The organism is uncultured Chitinophaga sp. (genome assembly GCF_937874145.1).
GTDB lineage: Bacteria > Bacteroidota > Bacteroidia > Chitinophagales > Chitinophagaceae > Chitinophaga.
The window spans coordinates 1-15,828 of the sequence record NZ_CALNBI010000333.1 but is presented as its reverse complement, the minus strand read 5'-3'; the positions used below and the strand labels follow the sequence as shown (position 1 = coordinate 15,828).

At 56.0% G+C, this 15,828-nt stretch carries 13 protein-coding genes and 3 pseudogenes; 1 reads left to right on the top strand and 15 read right to left on the bottom strand.

Going from position 1 to position 15,828, the window contains the following annotated elements:
- The 10 genes and pseudogenes from Q0510_RS16295 to Q0510_RS16250 all read right to left on the bottom strand — a co-directional run.
- Nucleotides 1-504, bottom strand: a pseudogene (locus tag Q0510_RS16295) (hypothetical protein); the annotation flags it as partial.
- A gap of 93 nt (nt 505-597) precedes the next feature.
- Complete coding sequence (locus tag Q0510_RS16290; protein ID WP_298714117.1) at nt 598-1,323, bottom strand: LytTR family DNA-binding domain-containing protein; 726 nt, start codon at nt 1,321-1,323, stop codon at nt 598-600.
- Nucleotides 1,316-2,416, bottom strand: a complete 1,101-nt coding sequence (locus tag Q0510_RS16285) for a histidine kinase (RefSeq protein WP_298714114.1) — start codon at nt 2,414-2,416, stop codon at nt 1,316-1,318. The genes Q0510_RS16290 and Q0510_RS16285 overlap by 8 nt, the downstream gene beginning before the upstream one ends.
- A gap of 79 nt (nt 2,417-2,495) precedes the next feature.
- Nucleotides 2,496-4,667, bottom strand: a complete 2,172-nt coding sequence (locus tag Q0510_RS16280; protein ID WP_298714107.1) for an outer membrane beta-barrel family protein — start codon at nt 4,665-4,667, stop codon at nt 2,496-2,498.
- Nucleotides 4,668-4,844: 177 nt separating this feature from the next.
- Nucleotides 4,845-5,702, bottom strand: a complete 858-nt coding sequence (locus Q0510_RS16275) for a TraB/GumN family protein (protein WP_298714104.1) — start codon at nt 5,700-5,702, stop codon at nt 4,845-4,847.
- Between the two features lie 15 nt (nt 5,703-5,717).
- On the bottom strand, nt 5,718-6,776 hold the full coding sequence (locus tag Q0510_RS16270; RefSeq protein WP_298714101.1) for a hypothetical protein: 1,059 nt from the start codon (nt 6,774-6,776) through the stop codon (nt 5,718-5,720).
- A 2-nt stretch (nt 6,777-6,778) separates the two neighbouring features.
- Nucleotides 6,779-7,195 carry a hypothetical protein gene (locus tag Q0510_RS16265; RefSeq protein WP_298714099.1) on the bottom strand — a complete coding sequence of 139 codons (417 nt, stop codon included), beginning with the start codon at nt 7,193-7,195 and terminating at the stop codon, nt 6,779-6,781.
- Complete coding sequence (locus tag Q0510_RS16260) at nt 7,192-7,719, bottom strand: DUF1572 family protein (RefSeq protein ID WP_298714096.1); 528 nt, start codon at nt 7,717-7,719, stop codon at nt 7,192-7,194. The genes Q0510_RS16265 and Q0510_RS16260 overlap by 4 nt, the downstream gene beginning before the upstream one ends.
- A 40-nt stretch (nt 7,720-7,759) precedes the next feature.
- The gene (locus Q0510_RS16255; protein WP_298714093.1) at nt 7,760-8,311 is read right to left on the bottom strand and encodes a gamma-glutamyltransferase; all 552 of its coding nucleotides are present in this window, start codon (nt 8,309-8,311) and stop codon (nt 7,760-7,762) included.
- A gap of 110 nt (nt 8,312-8,421) precedes the next feature.
- Nucleotides 8,422-9,273, bottom strand: a pseudogene (locus Q0510_RS16250) (gamma-glutamyltransferase); the annotation flags it as partial.
- A gap of 258 nt (nt 9,274-9,531) precedes the next feature.
- Here Q0510_RS16250 and Q0510_RS16245 point away from each other — a divergent pair.
- A complete protein-coding gene (locus Q0510_RS16245; protein WP_298714091.1) occupies nt 9,532-12,024 on the top strand; it encodes a M14 family metallopeptidase in 2,493 nt (830 codons plus the stop codon).
- Nucleotides 12,025-12,103: 79 nt separating this feature from the next.
- On the opposite strand, the gene Q0510_RS16240 is transcribed toward Q0510_RS16245, so the two are convergent.
- From Q0510_RS16240 to Q0510_RS16220, 5 genes and pseudogenes are all read right to left on the bottom strand, one after another.
- Nucleotides 12,104-12,706 carry a thioredoxin family protein gene (locus Q0510_RS16240; protein WP_298714086.1) on the bottom strand — a complete coding sequence of 201 codons (603 nt, stop codon included), beginning with the start codon at nt 12,704-12,706 and terminating at the stop codon, nt 12,104-12,106.
- An 81-nt stretch (nt 12,707-12,787) separates the two neighbouring features.
- Nucleotides 12,788-13,756: a YihY/virulence factor BrkB family protein gene (locus Q0510_RS16235; protein WP_298714083.1), complete on the bottom strand. Its 969-nt coding sequence runs from the start codon at nt 13,754-13,756 to the stop codon at nt 12,788-12,790.
- Nucleotides 13,757-13,789: 33 nt separating this feature from the next.
- A complete protein-coding gene (gene mltG / locus Q0510_RS16230; RefSeq protein WP_298714080.1) occupies nt 13,790-14,839 on the bottom strand; it encodes an endolytic transglycosylase MltG in 1,050 nt (349 codons plus the stop codon).
- An 85-nt stretch (nt 14,840-14,924) separates the two neighbouring features.
- Nucleotides 14,925-15,293, bottom strand: coding sequence for a preprotein translocase subunit SecG (secG, locus tag Q0510_RS16225; RefSeq protein WP_298714078.1), 369 nt, complete (start codon nt 15,291-15,293; stop codon nt 14,925-14,927).
- A gap of 22 nt (nt 15,294-15,315) precedes the next feature.
- A pseudogene (locus Q0510_RS16220) lies at nt 15,316-15,828 on the bottom strand (hypothetical protein); the annotation flags it as partial.

The window sequence follows — 15,828 nt, the reverse complement described above, 5'->3', positions numbered from 1 at the left end:
GCCTTTCCCCCAGTGGTTCAAGAATTTACCATCCTTATTCAGCATATCCGCATACCGGAACCGCCGCTTTTCAACGGGCAGCCCCAGCGCTTCGAACGCCCATCCCGGAACGGCCATGCTGTCCACCTTCTCCGAAACCGCTTCAAACACCGCCGCCTGGAAGATCACTTCCGGATCGCTGGCGTGCACCCTGCGCATGAGCCCTTTAGCTTTCTCCAGGAAATCCGGGTTGGCGAGGTCCGTTTCGTGGCCCCAGCGATAGATCGCACGACCGATGAATTTGGCCCCGATATGCCGGATAAGGCGTACGTCGTCGTCTTTGTATGGATAAGGACCATCGTTGCCGTAGGGGTCCACCGCCAGGAACTCCGCCATGGTTACGGCGCGGGAAAGGTAGTATTCGAGAGATTTGCGGGAGATGCCGGTGCTGTCCATCGCCGGCTGCGCCGTGACCGGCAGGAACGCCAGCAGGCAGATCAGGGAAATCAGGGCCTTTTGAATCATCGGAACCAGGTTTTCGGTGGTGACCATTATTCACATCACAAACCGAACGGCAACGCCGGCGCTGGTCAGGCGCAGGTTAACAAATATAATACGTTATTTCTTGTTGGTCATTATTTTATCTTTCATCAGGTTCATGAACGTTTCCCGGTAGGTGTCGCCCACGGGCACCTTTTCGTCGGTATGGTCGAGGTGTACGAGGTTGCCTTCGATCATGCGGATGAAGCCGGTGGCCAAAAGAAAGGATTTATGCGTCCGCACGAATTCTCCCGCCGGCAGGCGCTCTTCCAGGTCTTTCATATTCAGCAGGGCAATGATCTTTTCGCCGCCGCGGGTATGTATTTTAACGTAATTCTTCAATCCTTCAATAAAAATAATATCCCGGATATTGATTTTGATGAGCTTGCCTTTTTGTTCCGTTTTTACAAAGATGAAATCGCTTTCTTCCTTCGCCGGCGCCGCAGTTGGCTGGATGAGGCTCAGCGCGCGCTGGGCGCCTTTGATGAAACGCGCGAAGGAAATGGGTTTGAGGAGATAATCCACCACTTCGTTCTCGAACCCTTCCATGGCGTATTCGCTGTAGGCGGTGGTGAGGATCACCTTGCATTTGCCGTTGATGGCTTTGATGAAATCGATCCCCGTCATCGATGGCATCTGCACGTCGAGGAAGATAAGGTCGATTTTATGCTGGTGCAGCACCTGCAGGCCTTCCAGCGGGTCGGTGGTGGAGTAGAGGAGGTTCAGGAAAGGCGTTTGCTGGATGTGGTGCGTCAGCAGGTCGATGGCGTGCTGCTCGTCGTCGATGATAAGGCAGTTAATCATTTTTCTGAAGTTGAATGATCAGTTCGGCGGTATAAAAGTGTTCCGTTTCGTTGATAGTGAAGTTGTGTTTCCCTTCGTAAGTCAGCTGCAGGCGCTGGCGCACGTTGTTGAGGCCGATGCTGGTCGACAGCTCCTTGGGCCCCAGTTTCTTTTTGTTGCCGATATAAAACCTGATGCGCCTGTCGCTGGCTTCCGTGCGGATAACGAGCGGGTTGGCGGGGTCGAGCAGGTCGCCGTGCTTGAAGGCGTTTTCCACGAGGGTGATAAGGATGAGCGGGGCGATGCGGGCCGCGGGGTTTTCGAGCTGCTCGCTGTACTGGATGCTCAGTTTGTTGTTGAACCGCATCTGGTTGATCTCGATCACGTTTTTCATATGCGTGATTTCCTTGGTGAGGGCCACTTTCCCTTCGGCATCCTCTTCCTTCCCCAGCGCATACCGCATAATATCCGAAAGCAGCAATACCGCATTGGAAACCTCTTCGCTCAGGGGCACCGTTTTGCTGTAGATAAAACTCAGCGAATTGAACAGGAAATGCGGGTTGATCTGGTATTTGATGGCGCTGAGCTCGGCGTCCATCTTCTGTTTCTCCAGTTCTTTCTGCAACTTCTCGCGCCGGCTGAAATGCATGAACACAGCCACCACGAAGGTCACGGCGAGGTTGAACAGGTAAGTGAATATCTGTGTGAGGGAGAACACGAACATCTTGTTGGCCGACATGAATTTCATCACTTTGTCTTGCCGGCCCTTCACCTCATACACGGTTTTGGCGTATTCGTAAATGAGGGAATAGCCGACTTTCACGGCAAACAGCAACCCGATGATGAAAAAGAAGCGGCCCCATTTATTATCGTGCAAAGCCGGCAGCCAGGCGAAATAAATCAGGACGTAATATGTAATGGTGAATTCGATGATGGACCGGAAAGTAGTCACCCAAACGCCGCCAAAGCGGTTATAGGCCGTGTCGGTAAGGTCGGGGTCGAGGGAATAGAGGAAAAGAAAGGCGAAGATGTTCCAGACGAGGGCGATGGAAAAGAGGATGGCGATCTTCTTCCATTCTTTTTTAAAAAATTGGCTGGTTTGGTCCAATAACATGAGCAGGAGGTGTGCTTTCGTTCAAAAATAGCGAAAATAAGAAGAGAAAGCCCCCTTGCGGAGGCTTTCCCGTTATTTCCTAAAAGCCCTGTTGCGTAGAAGTCCGTCCGGATTCGGTTTCGATACTGTTCTTGCGCGATTTGGCGGCTTTCACGTTTTTATTGCCGAATTTATAATTGAAGGTCAGGTTTACCACGCGGGTGTCCATGTTCATTTTGCCCAGGTTGTTGATGGTGGCGTATTTCACCTTGAAACGCATCTGGTTGGTGTTGAAAATGTCCACTGCCGCCAGCTTCAATGATCCGGCGCCCTTCAGGATCGTTTTTCCCAGCCCCAGGTCCACGTTGCCCTGCGACTGCATCACGGCGTAACCCGCCATCAGCGGCCCGCGGAAGTTACCGTTCACCTCGGCGGTGAAGCCTTTGGGCAGCGTAAACGAATTCTGGATATTGGCGAAAGCGGTCACGCTGTTCTTGTTGTAATCGATCCCGTCCAGCACCGTGTTGATGCCCAGGTACAGGCCGGTCACGGTAATGGTGGTCCGGATTTTCGGGGTGATCGGCTTCACCCACACTACGTTGGCATACGCCAGGTTGAAGTTCGTCTGGTTGTCGAAGCTCATTACCTGCACCTTGGTCACCGGGTCCTGTTTGAAAGTCATGCTCAGGTTGTCGGTCATCCGCGTAAACGCCACGGTGGTGAACAGCTGGTACTTGTGGCTCCAGGTTGCCTGCACCGCCTGCGACAGCATCGGCTTGATGTCCGGGTTGCCCTGGCGGAGGGAATAAGCGTTCACGTAGGTGATGAAAGGGTTCACGATGTCGAAGCCGAACCGGTTAATGCTCCGGCGGTAGCTGAAGCTGAACTGGTCGGTGGCGCTCATGTTATACGAGGCCGAAGCGCTGGGGAAGAACTGCACGTAGTCGCGGGAGAACTTCTGGTCCATGGTCAGGCTGTTGCCTTTCGCGTTCGTATGTTCCATGCGCAGCATGGCGGTAAACGACCATTTCTTCACCGTTTTGCTCAGGCCGGCATAAGCGGCGTTCACGTTTTCCTTGTAAATGAAGTGGTTCGTTTTGTTGGGATCATTTTCCCATTTGCCGCCGTTCATCAGTTCCCAGTGCATGTTGTTGTCGGTTTCGGTGAAAGTGGTTTTAAGACCGGCTTCCAGTTTGAACGCCTTGAACTGCTGGGAATAATCCGCACTGAGAGAATACAGGTCGATGGCGGATTCCGTGAAGTTGCGGATATGCGACGACGATCCGATCACATCTTCTTCCAGAGAATAATACTGCCCGCCGAACTGGTCGTCCCAGTCTTTGCGGTGATTGAAGTAATCCGCGTTGATGGTCAGCTCGTTCTTGTGTTTGGCGCTGGCCGTTCGGTAATAGGCGTTGACGCTGGGGTTCACCAGTTTCTGATCGCCGGTGGCGCCCTGGCGGAAGATGGAATCCGGCAGGGTGGTGTAGTTGTCGCCCACCCGGCCGCGGTTGTTGAACATGCTTTTCACGAGCACGCCGGCCGACGAGGATTTGGACAGGTCGAAATCAGCCCCGGCGCGCAGGTTGTGGGTGTGTTTGTTTTCCCGGTTGAAGTCGTTCTCGGTCAGCGTGTACCCATCCGGGTAAATGCGGTCGTTGGTGACTTCGGTGAACGTTTTGGCGTAATTGTGGTCGTACCCGCCATAGAGGTTCACGCCTTTGCTGCGGTGGTTGAGGGTGAAGCCCTCGGTGGTGCGCAGGTAGCGCCCGAAGCCGCCGGTGAGGGTGAGGTTGCCGTTGGTGCCGAGGTCTTTGGGCTTGAACAGCTTGATGTTGATAATCGCCCCGTCCTGTGCGTCATACTTGCCGCCGGGCATGCTCATCAGCTCGATCTTGTCGATGTTGCTGCCGGGCGTGGAGGCCAGGAGGTTCTTGAGATCGTCGCCGCTGAGGCGCGTCGGCCGTCCGTCCATGTACACCGTCACGGGTTTGCCGTTCAGCTGAAGGGCGTTGTTGTTGTCCGCGATTACGCCGGGCGACTTGGTCACCACGTCCCAGCCATTGGAGCCGGCGGCGGTCACGGATTTTCCGACGTTGACGATCATGGTGCCGCCCTGCATCGTAATAGGGGGCGTGGTGCTGGTTACCTCATGGGTCTTGAGCTGCTTTACGGACGGGGCGGGGATGGAGTCTTTCTTTTGCTGCGCAATGGCGGAAGGAGCTGCTGAAAGAATAGTTGCTGAGAAAATAGCGGTTAAAAAGGTTTGCATACACTGAATTTGATGGTGCAAACTTATATCGCCCGCCCGCGGACTTGAAATCTGATACACCAACAGGCACTTTTGCATGATGAAACCGTTTTGTGGATGACCAAATGCAACATCCCCGCAGGCAAAGAAAAAGCCGCCCCGGAACAGGTGCGGCTTTCTGAATGTATTGATAAACAATTATTTATGAACAGGTTCCACCTTGTATCCTTTCTTCTTCAGTAACGACAGCACACCCTGGTCGCCCCCGAGGTGGCCGGCGCCCACGGCAAAAAGCACCAGGTCTTTCTTCATGGCTTTCTCCATTTTGGGGATCCAGTTGCGGTTGCGCTTGTCGAGCAGCTCTTCGCGGTCCGACTCTGTTTCCGCCGTTTCCAGCACCAGGTTGTATAACGCGTTCACATCCTGTTTTTTATAGGACGTCATCAACCGGTTCATGATATCCCGCTGCTTCGCCATGTTCTTCACGTATTCCATGATCGACCGGGCTTCGGTGGTGTCCGCGATATTATCGAAAACGGAAACCTGGTCTTCGATCGTTTCCAGCCCCTCGACCGGCTTATGATATTGTTTGGCCATTTCCACCAGCTTCATTTCGTACGATTCGCTCTTTTTGCAGGGCAGCAGTTTGGTGGCCAGCAGGCTCATCAGCACCAGGGGCTTCATCTTTTTGAAGTTTTCGATATCCATGCTCATGCTGTCGTTCATGAATTGCTGCAGCAGGCGGAAATCTTCCGGTTTGAAGGCTTTCTCCAGGGAATAACCCGGCGTTTTGTCCTGCATCATCATCGCCATATTCAGCATCATGGCAGGATCGTCCATATCCAGTTCCAGGTAAATCACATTCGCGGCCCGCACCACTTTGGTAAGCTTGTCGGGGAAATTGAAATCCTGCGGGCAGATCATATGTATCGTTCCGTACACGTAGGAAGGCTGGGGCAATCCGTTGCCGGAGATCTTGTAGAGCAAAGACTGCTGCGCCATGGCGGGCAGCATCATCAAAAGCAGGGATAAGAAGGCAAGGGTCTTTTTGATCATAAAAATGGGTACTGTTTATGGGTGATCGTAATATTGAACGAGTTGTGCGGCGAGCATTTCAAGATCGTCGGGCGTATGGAGGGCCGACAAAACGATCCGGTTGATGCGGTCGCCCTGCGGATCGGGATACGCGAACGAAGAGATGAGCGTGTCGCGGGAGAGGAGCCAGGTGTAGACGGCTTCCGAAGGATCTTCCAGCACGAACATGGGCAGCCCGTGCGTGTTGGGTACTTCGTCAACGGCGCCTGTCAGCCTTTCCAGCGCGGTGATGTTGGAGCGCAGCAGCCTGCGTGCCTCCGCGAAGGCGTTTGCCGCTTTCAGCCAGGTGTAGGCATTGGCAGGGATGATCGGTGTACTGGCCGTAAAGAGCGGCAGCCGGCGGATGGCCGCAATATCGGCGGCATGCCCTGTCACCACGCCTCCTTCCAAACTGTATGCTTTCGCCAGCGAAGCGGTCAGCAGGAACCTTGCGGCGGGCGATTCCGGTAACGTGGCAGCAATCCCTTCACCTTGCACGCCGAGGATGCCCAGACCGTGCGAATCGTCGATCAGCACGAGGGCTTTGCGCTCCAGGCGGGCGAGCGGACCGAAATCATGCACTTCGCCCCGCAATGGGTCTACCGCGTCGGAAATCAGGACGTAGGTATGATCGGGTTCCCGGTTCAGCATGTCCACCGTGGTGGCCAGCCAGTCGTTCCAGTTCCCCGAAGCTACCACGGCACCGGGGAACCGCAAAGCAGGGTGGGTGCCGGGAGCGTACAAGGGCGTGCCTTTGGTAACGGCGTAGGTAACGGCGGCCTGTGCCGAGAGGTAGCCCGACGAAAAACAGGCGGCCGCCTGCTGCCGTGTATGCACCGCAAGCGCATGTTCCAGCTGCTCATACAACGAAAGCTGCAGGTTGCCGATGCGGCTGCTGGGATACACGCTGCCGAAAAGCGCCTGGCCTTCGGCGAGGAGCGTGCGGAAAACGGGGGATGTATGCATGCCCAGGTAAGAGAATCCTGAGAAGAATAACAACTCGCGGCCGTCGCATAGGGCCGTTCTGCCTGGCATGCTGTCTGTGATCTGGATCATGATTACTGTTTCCGGGTGCGGAGTACGAAATAATATTCGCCGGTATTCACTTTCATATCGAATTCGTTTTCGTTCAGCTTCACCACTTCCACCAGGTGCTCCGAGCTGCGGGAGCCGCTGGCGCCCGTCACCGAAATGATCTTCCCGTTGCTGAGCAGGGAGTATTTCCCGCTGTCGGGGACGCCGGCGATGGTGGCGATGAATAGGTTGTTGTCGAGGAACTGGTAATAGGCGTCGCTGTAATACCCGCCTTTCAGGTCCTTCGCCTGCGTGGCCTGCACGTGGTTGTAGGAGGTTCCTGCGGGAACGGTGACGTCGTACACCTTCCATTTCTTGTGTTTCAGCAATGCGTCGGTTTTCCCGGTATTGCAGGCGGCCAGCATGATCGCGGCCGCGGAAAATACGATCGTGTGTTTCATTTGCCTGCCGCTTTTGCTTCGTTGAACTGCTGCGATTGCCCCACCGGGATGGAAAGGCTTTCCCATCCTTCCGCCCGCATGATTTTGCCGAGGTATACGATCTGGCCAACATGGTACGGGTAGTGGGCGAGTTGCCGGTTGAGGGCGTCGATCACGGTGTGGGGCTCGGTGCGGATGTAAACGGTTTTGCCGAGGTCCGCTTCTTCCAGTCCGTCGATGGCGGTGAGTAGGCAATCCCATCCCTTGTTCCACATCTCCAGCAGCTCGGCCATCGTGGCCTCGGGCGCATCGTCGATGAACTCGGCGTCGCGCTGGCGCCAGGGCTTTTCGCCGTCGCTGGTGAGGAAATCCGTGAAGCGCGACAGCATATTGCCGCTCATATGTTTGACGATGATGTAAATATTGTTGGGCTGGCCCGCAGGCTGCCAGTGGATCTGCCGGTCGTTGAGCTGGCGGAGGGTTTTCTCGCCGAGCTCCTTGTAAGTGAGCAACCGTTTTTTCGCACTGTCCAGGTAAAGTCGCATACTTGCTGATCGTTTTTGATGAAGGCTTAAATGTACGATTTTATTCTCCCGCTACGCTGTCGTCGCCCCGCCAATCGCCGACCGCTTCGATCTTCCCGTCCACGATGCGGATCAGTTCCGTACGGCTCCAGGGTGATCCCACTTTCACCGGGTAGCCCATTTTTTCCAGGGCTTCCTTCGTGGCGGCGGGGAATTCTTTTTCTATCCGCACGTCTTCCGGCCACCATTGATGATGGAATTTGGGTGCGTTGACATTGGCGCGCGCATCCATCCCGAAAACGATGTCATTGACCAGCGTCTGGAACAGGGAAGTGATGATGGTAGAACCTCCGGGCGTACCGGTCACCATGTACGGCTTGCCGTTTTTCAAAACGATGGTGGGTGTCATGCAACTGAGCATGCGCTTCCCCGGCGCGATGGCGTTGGCTTCCGTGCCGATGAGACCATACAGGTTAGGCGCGCCGGGTTTCACGGAGAAGTCGTCCATTTCGTTGTTGAGCAGGAACCCCGCGCCGCCGACCACCACTTTGCTGCCATAGCTGCCGTTGAGGGTGGTGGTGACCGATACGGCGTTGCCCTCCGCGTCCACCACGCTGAGGTGCTTTCGAACGGTCCGCCGGCTGTAATGCCCTTGCTGGGCGAAGGTTTCCCGGCCACAAAATCCGCTATCCTTGCCTGCAGGTATTTTTTATCGGTGAGCTGCGCCACGGGCACTTTCACGAAATCCGGATCGCCGAGATGTTCGGCCCGGTCGGCATACGCCCTGCGCTCCGCTTCGATCATGCGCTGCACGGCTTCAGGGCTATGGAACCCGGTTTTCTCCAATGGGAAGTCTTCCACCATGCCGAGCATCTGTTGCAGCCCGATGCCGCCGCTGCTGGGCAGGGGCATGGTAATGACGTCGTGCCCCCGGAACCGGAATTCCAGCGGCCGGCGAACAATGGCCTTGTAAGCGGCCATATCCTTTTCGGTGATGATGCCGCCGCCGCGCTGCATCTCCGCGGCCACCAGGCGCGCGGTTTCTCCGGCATAGAAACCTTTGCCGCCCTTCTTCGCGATGCGGCGCAGGGTGTTGGCGAGGTCTTTCTGGATGAGGGTATCGCCCGTTTTCCAGGGCGTATCTTTTACGAAAGCGTTGGGTTTTGTGTTCAGGCGGACGAACATCCCGCGCAGGCGGTTGAGGCCGTGGGCTTCCTGTTCGGTGATCGCGAATCCCTTTTCCGCCAGTGCGATGGCCGGCGCGATGAGTTTGGAAAGGGGAAGCCTGCCGTAAGCCTGTGAAGCCACGAGGCCCGCCACTGTGCCCGGGACCCCTGCGGCCAGGTGCCCTTCGAGCGACCGGGCAGTCACCGGGTTGCCGGCGGAGTCCAGGTACATATCGCGGTGCGCCCGGCCGGGGGCTTTCTCGCGGTAATCGATCGTAACGGCGCGGCCATCGGCCATCCGCGCCACCATAAAGCCCCCGCCGCCCAGGTTCCCTGCCTGCGGATACACGACCGCCAGCGCCAGCTGCACCGCGATCGCCGCATCCACGGCGTTACCGCCCTCCCGCATGATCTGCGCGCCCGCCTCGCTCGCCAGCGGGTGGGCCGACGATACGGCGAAGCGCTTCGCTTCCATGTATTTGCGGCTGGAATAATGATACGGATCGGCCTGCTGCGCCGTGGAAATATGGGTCAGCAACAGCAGCAGGGGGAACAAAAAGAAGCGCATAGGTGTGGCTGTTTCCTCCCAAAATACGGATAATTTCCGGGGAATGGGCCGCTTCCGCACCGGCGCTTTTTCCCTATCTTAGCCGGATACTACGAATCTATGAAGTCTGCCGTCCTGTTTCTTCTCCTCTGCATTTGCATGCTGGCCGCCAAAGCCCAGCAATCCCCCGCCGAATTCCTCGGGTATCAGCCGGGAGCCAGGTTTACACCGCATTATAAAGTCGTGGATTACTTCCGCAAAATCGCCGAAGGCAATGCCATGATGCGCTTTGAAACCTACGGCCAAACCTACGAAGGCCGGCCGCTGGTACTCGCGATCCTGTCTTCCCCCGCGAACATCGCCCGGCTCGAAGCGATCCGCAGCGGCAACCTGGCATTGCTGAACGGCGGGAGCGCCCACAATCAGCCCGTCATCATCTGGCTCAGCTATAACGTACACGGCAACGAAGCCGTTTCCACCGAAGCCGCCATGCGCACGGCGCACACGCTGCTCACCAGCCGCAAGGCGCTGCTGGACAATGCGGTGATCATCATCGATCCCTGCCTCAACCCCGACGGCCGCGACCGCTACGTGAATTTCTATAATTCCGTCCACGCCCGCATCCCCGACGCCACGCCCTATGCACGCGAGCACGCGGAGCCCTGGCCCGGCGGCCGCCCCAACCACTATTATTTCGACCTGAACCGCGACTGGGCCTGGCAATCACAAACAGAATCCCGGCAACGCGTGATCCAGTATAACCGCTGGATGCCGCAGGTGCATGTCGATTTTCATGAACAGGGCGTAGATGCGCCGTACTATTTCGCGCCGGCCGCTGAACCCTTGCACGACGCGGTAACTGAATGGCAGCGCGCCTTCCAGACGCAGATCGGGAAACATAACGCTACATATTTCGATGCCAACGGCTGGCTGTATTTCACCAAAGAGCAATTCGATCTGTTCTATCCCAGCTACGGCGATACCTATCCCACTTACAACGGCGCCATCGGGATGACGTATGAGCAGGGCGGCAGCGGCCGGGCGGGCCTCGCCATCGTGAACCGCGAAGGGGACACGCTCCGGCTGAAAGACCGGCTCGATCATCACTTCACCACCGGCATCGCCACCGTGGAAGCTTCCGTGGCGCAGGCGGGAAAGCTGGTGGAGGAATTCGGTAAATTCTTCCGCGATGCGCGCCAGCAGCCCTCCGGCGATTATAAAACTTACGTCGTGAAAAGCGGCGGCAATACGGAAAAACTCATGTCGCTGGCCGAAACGCTGCGCCGCAACGATATTGCCTTCGGGTTCGCCACGGGCAATTCCAATGGCAACGGTTTCAATTACTTCACCGGCAAAACGGAAGCGTTCTCCATCGAGAAGGGCGACCTGGTGGTGAGCGCTTTCCAGCCGCGGTCTACCATGGTGCGCGTGCTTTTTGAACCGGTGTCGCGGTTGACCGACAGCGTGACCTACGACATTACCGCCTGGGCGATGCCCTACGCCTACGGGCTTCCGGCATACGCCGTGAAAGCGCGGCTGCAGCCCGCTGTGGCCGATTCTTTGGAGAAAACGGTGGCGCCTCCGGCCGTGGGGGCCACTTACGCCTATCTCGCCGCCTGGAACAGCACGAAAGACGTGAAATTCCTCGCCGCCCTGCTCAACCGCAACCTGCGGGTGCGCTATGCGGAAGCGCCTTTCACGATCGGGGGTAAAGTACATCCCGCCGGCACGCTTATCATCACCAAATCCGGAAATACTTCCCTGGAATCCATCCCCGTCATCGCCGCGCGGATGGGCGTGAGCGTTACCCGCGTGCCCACGGGATTTGTGGACAAAGGCGCGGATTTCGGTTCGGATAAAATCCGTTTCATCCGCAAACCCAAAGTAGGCGTACTCGCCGGGGATGGCATTTCTTCGCTGGGCATGGGCGAAATATGGCATTATTTCGAAGAACAGATCGAATACCCGCTCACGGTGCTGCCCGCTACCGCGCTGCCGGGCTCGTCGTGGAAAGACCTCGATGTGCTCATCCTGCCCGATGGAAGGTACGATATGCTGAAAGACAAAGCCCTGGCCTCCCGGCTGAAAGACTGGGTATCCGCCGGCGGCCGGCTGATCGTGATGGAAGATGCCGTGGCGCAGCTGGCGGAAGGGGAGTGGGGATATGAGATGAAGAAGGAAAAGGAGGAAGAGAAAGACGAGGAAGACAAAGCTCCGAAAAATCCTTACACCGACCTGAAACCCTATGCCAACCGCGAGCGCGAAAGCGTGTCGGGCTTCATTCCCGGTGCGATTTACAAAGTACACCTCGATAAAACGCACCCGCTGGCATTCGGGTATCCCGAATATTATTACACCCTGAAACAGAACGACCAGCTGCTGGCATATTTCAAAGATGACGGCTGGAACGTGGGCGCGCTCAAGCAGGATGATTACCTGACCGGTTTCGTGGGCGCCTCCGCCCGGGAGCGCCTCCGCGACGGGCTCGTATTCGGTGTGAAGGAAATCGGTAACGGCGAAATCATCCTCATGACCGACAACCCGCTATTCCGCAGTTTCTGGGAAAACGGCAAACTCCTCTTCGGCAACGCCGTATTTATGGTAGGGCAATAACGAATTGCGTGCGAATGCATCGCATAAAAAAAGCTGACCGGTTGATTGGTCAGCTTTTTCTTTATGAGGTCAATTGCATTTACATTTTCCGTTTGATGCCGCAACCTACGGAAGCGGTGGAAGGATTTGGAACGGGTTTGCCCGTTACCATGGCCTGGATGGCGGCGTGGAGGTATTTGTCTTTTACCCCGCCTGCATTGCCGGGATTGTCGTCGATCGCGCCTTTGTAGACGAGCGTGCCGCTTTTGTCGAACAGGTAACATTCCGGCGTGCGGTCGGCATTGAATGCATCCGCCACCTGGTTATCCTTATCCACGACGTACAGCCACTTGTAAGACTGCTGCCGGGCGTAGGTTTGCATCGCTTCGTAGGAGTCGCCGCCGGTGCGGGCCGCTTCGTTGGAATTGATGAGGATCACGCCTACGTTGTTCTTTTGCGCAAACTGGCAGATCGCGCGGGTACGGTCCTGGTTGCGCACCACGTATGGACAGGTATTGCAGGAGAACATCACCAGCAAACCGTTTGCTTTTTTTGCATCGTTCATCGACACTTCCTTCCCGGAAATATCTTTCATTTTGATATCCGCTTTAGGCAGTTTCGCGCCGATGTCGAGATAACCGGGCAGCCGGAACGAAACGGCGGCGGCCGCGATCAGCAGGAGGAAAAAGATATGCTTTTTCATAGGCCTCCATAATTTGGTTGATATGAAATTAAGGTTTTTCGGGTGCAAAGCGAAGCCATCCATCCTATTTCTGGAAAGGTATTACGAAAGTCCCTGTAACTCAGGTGATTCCTTCTTATTCCGCTCTTCCGCGATCTCCCGTAAAGTGCTGATGCTGGTGTTCAGTTCGAACCCGATGAGCAGGATGAAGGAGTTGAAATACACCACGAGCATGAGTACCAGGATAGTGCCAATGGAGCCGTAGATCTGGTTGTAGCGCGCGAAATTGGTCACCCAGTAAGAGAAACCGAGCGTTACGGCAATCATCGCGATAGTGGCGAAAGTGGACCCCGCGGAAATGTATTTCCATTTCTTCTGCACAGCCGGCCCGAATTTATAAATCACGGAGATGATGGCGAAGAATAACAGCACGATGAGCGTCCATCTTACCACCTGTAAAAGAAATTGCGAATACACGTCCTCGATGCCGATGTATGCGAGGATGCTCGCCAGCAATGTGCCCTGCATGATAATAAGCACCACCGTGGCCAGCAGCAGGAAAACGAGGATGATGGTGAGCTTTAGCGCGGTGAGCCGGGTTTGCCACCAGGTGCGTTGGTGGAAGCCGGGCAGCAGCTTGTCGAACGAGCGCAGCATGCCCATCACGCCGTTGCTGGAATAGTAAAAGCTGAGGATGAAAGCGAACGACAGCAGCGTGTTGCGCTGCGTGTAAAGGAAGTCATGGATCATGTCGCGCACGATGATGTAGCTGTTGTAATTGGGCGTGATCGTTTGCGCGAGGTCGTACAGCGTGGGCTCCACGTTTTGCAGCGGGATGAAGGGTACGAGCGTGAAAAGGAAAATGAAGAACGGCGGGATGGCCAGGAGGAAGTTGAAAGAAATGGCCGCAGCTCTTTCTATCAGGCTTTCCTTCGCCGTTTCTTTTAGGAAAAACACGATGACGTCGTACAGGGGCGCGCCTTCGAACCCCGGCAATACCAGCGATTTGCTTTTATGCGTCAGCCATTGGACGGGCCGGGATTCGAGGATGAGTTTTTCTACGTCGATCATCAGCGTGTTGTTGGACCGCCGTAAAAATACGAATTATTTGATGCCCCTCGCGTTGAGACCCTTCTGATAGGCCCGGGCGTTTTCAAGGTGCTCCTTGAAGGTTACGGCGAAAGAGTGATACCCGCTGCCATCGGGCCTTGCGGCGAAGAAGAGGTAATCGGTTTCGGCGGGCGTCAGCACCGCGTCGATAGACCTGGCGGACGGCGTGCAGATGGGGCCGGGGGGCAGGCCGTAGTAACGGTAGGTGTTATACGGAGAATCGTATTCGAGGTGTGTATTGTAAATGCGGCGGAGCGCGAAGTTCTGCAACGCGAATTTCACGGTAGGGTCGGCGCCGAGGCGCATGCCTTTTTTGAGGCGGTTGAGGTAGACGCTGGCGATAACGGGCTTCTCGTCGTTGCGGTTGGTTTCTTCTTCCACGATAGAAGCGAGCACGGTTACCTGCACCGGTGTGAGGTTGAGGGCCGCGGCTTTTTGTTTGCGGGTATCGTTCCAGAAGGTTTCGTATGCATCGGAGATCTTATCGAAAACCTTGGCGGCGGGTGTGTTCCAGTAGAATTCGTAGGTGTTGGGCATCACAGCGGCCATGACGGTGGTGGTATCGAGCCCGAACTGGCGGAGGTACACCGGGTCTTCCAGGATGGCGCGCATGGCGGCGGAATCGGCTTCGAGGTTGTTGGACACAAGGCGGATGAAATCGTTTTTGAGGCGGAGCTTGTTGATCACCAGCTTCACGGGCGATTGTTTGCCGCTGCGGAGGATGCGCACGATCTCGAGGTTGCTCATGCCTTTGCGGATCTCGTAGCGGCCGGCTTTCACGCGGGAGGGATATCCGAGCTGGCGGGCAACGAGGTTGAAGGTGGAGGAGGAGGAGATGATCTCCTGTTCGGAAAGGCCCCTGAGCACGTCTTCGTAACGGCTGCCGGTGGGCACATAGAAATATTTTTTATCGCCGAAGGAACGGGTGTTGGGGCCCATCAGGAGGTATGCGGCGACCACGAGGGCGCCGGCGATGAGGCAGGCGCCGATGATGGCGATACGGCGCACCCAGGGCGAGGTGTTCTTGTTAGTTTTGTTACGCATGTTGGTCGGAAGGCGGAGTATCCTCAATAAAAAACCCCGCTTTTAACGGCGAGGTCTTGGAAAATATTATTCGGAAGGAATATTGTTATTTACCGGAATCAGCAGGCTGGGCAGGTGCTGCCTGTTGCTGTTGCGCTGCACCGGGAAGCGGCGTGCTGCTGGGAGCAGGAGCGGCGCCCTGGGCGCGTTCGCTGGCGCTTTGCGGCATGTTGCTTCCGCTGCCGGTTCCAGAACCGGTGAACATGGTAGAGGTAAGGCACAGCACGGCAATCACAGCCGCCAGCACCCAGGTGCCTTTTTCCAGCACGTCGGTCGTTTGGCGAACGCCCATCACCTGGTTGCCAAAACCACCGAGGTTACCGGCGAGGCCGCCGCCTTTGGGGTTTTGTACCAGCACGAAAAAGCCGAGCAGAATACAGGCAATCACAATCAATATTCCAAAGAAAATCAACATGTTAGCTACTAGTTATGAGTTGTTAATTGTTTTGTAAGTCTTTAATCTTCTGCGCAAAGTACGCTTTTTTGCCCGGATTAAGCAAACTTAATTTTTGATATACCGCGATGGCTTTCAGGGGTTGATGCTGCCTCACCCAAATCTCCGCCAGCGTTTCGGAAACGATGTCGTCGTTCAGGGTGATGGATTGGATCGCCATGGCTTCCACGCGCTCGGTTACCTCCGGGTCGTCGTCTTCGTATAATTTGTGCAATTGCTGATGATACCAGTCTTTCGTGGCTTTCCCGGAGAAGTTGTCCTTCAGCTGGCGGAGCCAGTCGGTAAAGCTTCTCATTTCAGCGGCGGCTTTTGCGGTCATGCTTTCTGCGTTAGTCGGCTCTTTCAGTTTTTTATAGGCGAAATAATCTTCCGTAAACAGCGGCTGGAAGGTCAGTTCGGTTTCCGTTGCGGGTGCATCCATGGGATGGATGCGGATCGGGGCTTCCGCTGAAGTTTCGGCAGGCGTTTCCTCCGCATGCGCGGTTTCCGGCGCAGG

Bases quoted from the DNA above. Each gene is read 5' to 3' on its own strand.
- Q0510_RS16240 (WP_298714086.1), bottom strand. From the start codon at position 12,706: ATGAAAAAGCATATCTTTTTCCTCCTGCTGATCGCGGCCGCCGCCGTT.
- Q0510_RS16245 (WP_298714091.1), top strand. From the start codon at position 9,532: ATGAAGTCTGCCGTCCTGTTTCTTCTCCTCTGCATTTGCATGCTGGCC.
- Q0510_RS16280 (WP_298714107.1), bottom strand. From the start codon at position 4,667: ATGCAAACCTTTTTAACCGCTATTTTCTCAGCAACTATTCTTTCAGCA.
- Q0510_RS16290 (WP_298714117.1), bottom strand. From the start codon at position 1,323: ATGATTAACTGCCTTATCATCGACGACGAGCAGCACGCCATCGACCTG.
- Q0510_RS16265 (WP_298714099.1), bottom strand. From the start codon at position 7,195: ATGAAACACACGATCGTATTTTCCGCGGCCGCGATCATGCTGGCCGCC.
- Q0510_RS16260 (WP_298714096.1), bottom strand. From the start codon at position 7,719: ATGCGACTTTACCTGGACAGTGCGAAAAAACGGTTGCTCACTTACAAG.
- secG (WP_298714078.1), bottom strand. From the start codon at position 15,293: ATGTTGATTTTCTTTGGAATATTGATTGTGATTGCCTGTATTCTGCTC.
- Q0510_RS16235 (WP_298714083.1), bottom strand. From the start codon at position 13,756: ATGATCGACGTAGAAAAACTCATCCTCGAATCCCGGCCCGTCCAATGG.
- Q0510_RS16275 (WP_298714104.1), bottom strand. From the start codon at position 5,702: ATGATCAAAAAGACCCTTGCCTTCTTATCCCTGCTTTTGATGATGCTG.
- Q0510_RS16270 (WP_298714101.1), bottom strand. From the start codon at position 6,776: ATGATCCAGATCACAGACAGCATGCCAGGCAGAACGGCCCTATGCGAC.
- Q0510_RS16285 (WP_298714114.1), bottom strand. From the start codon at position 2,416: ATGTTATTGGACCAAACCAGCCAATTTTTTAAAAAAGAATGGAAGAAG.
- mltG (WP_298714080.1), bottom strand. From the start codon at position 14,839: ATGCGTAACAAAACTAACAAGAACACCTCGCCCTGGGTGCGCCGTATC.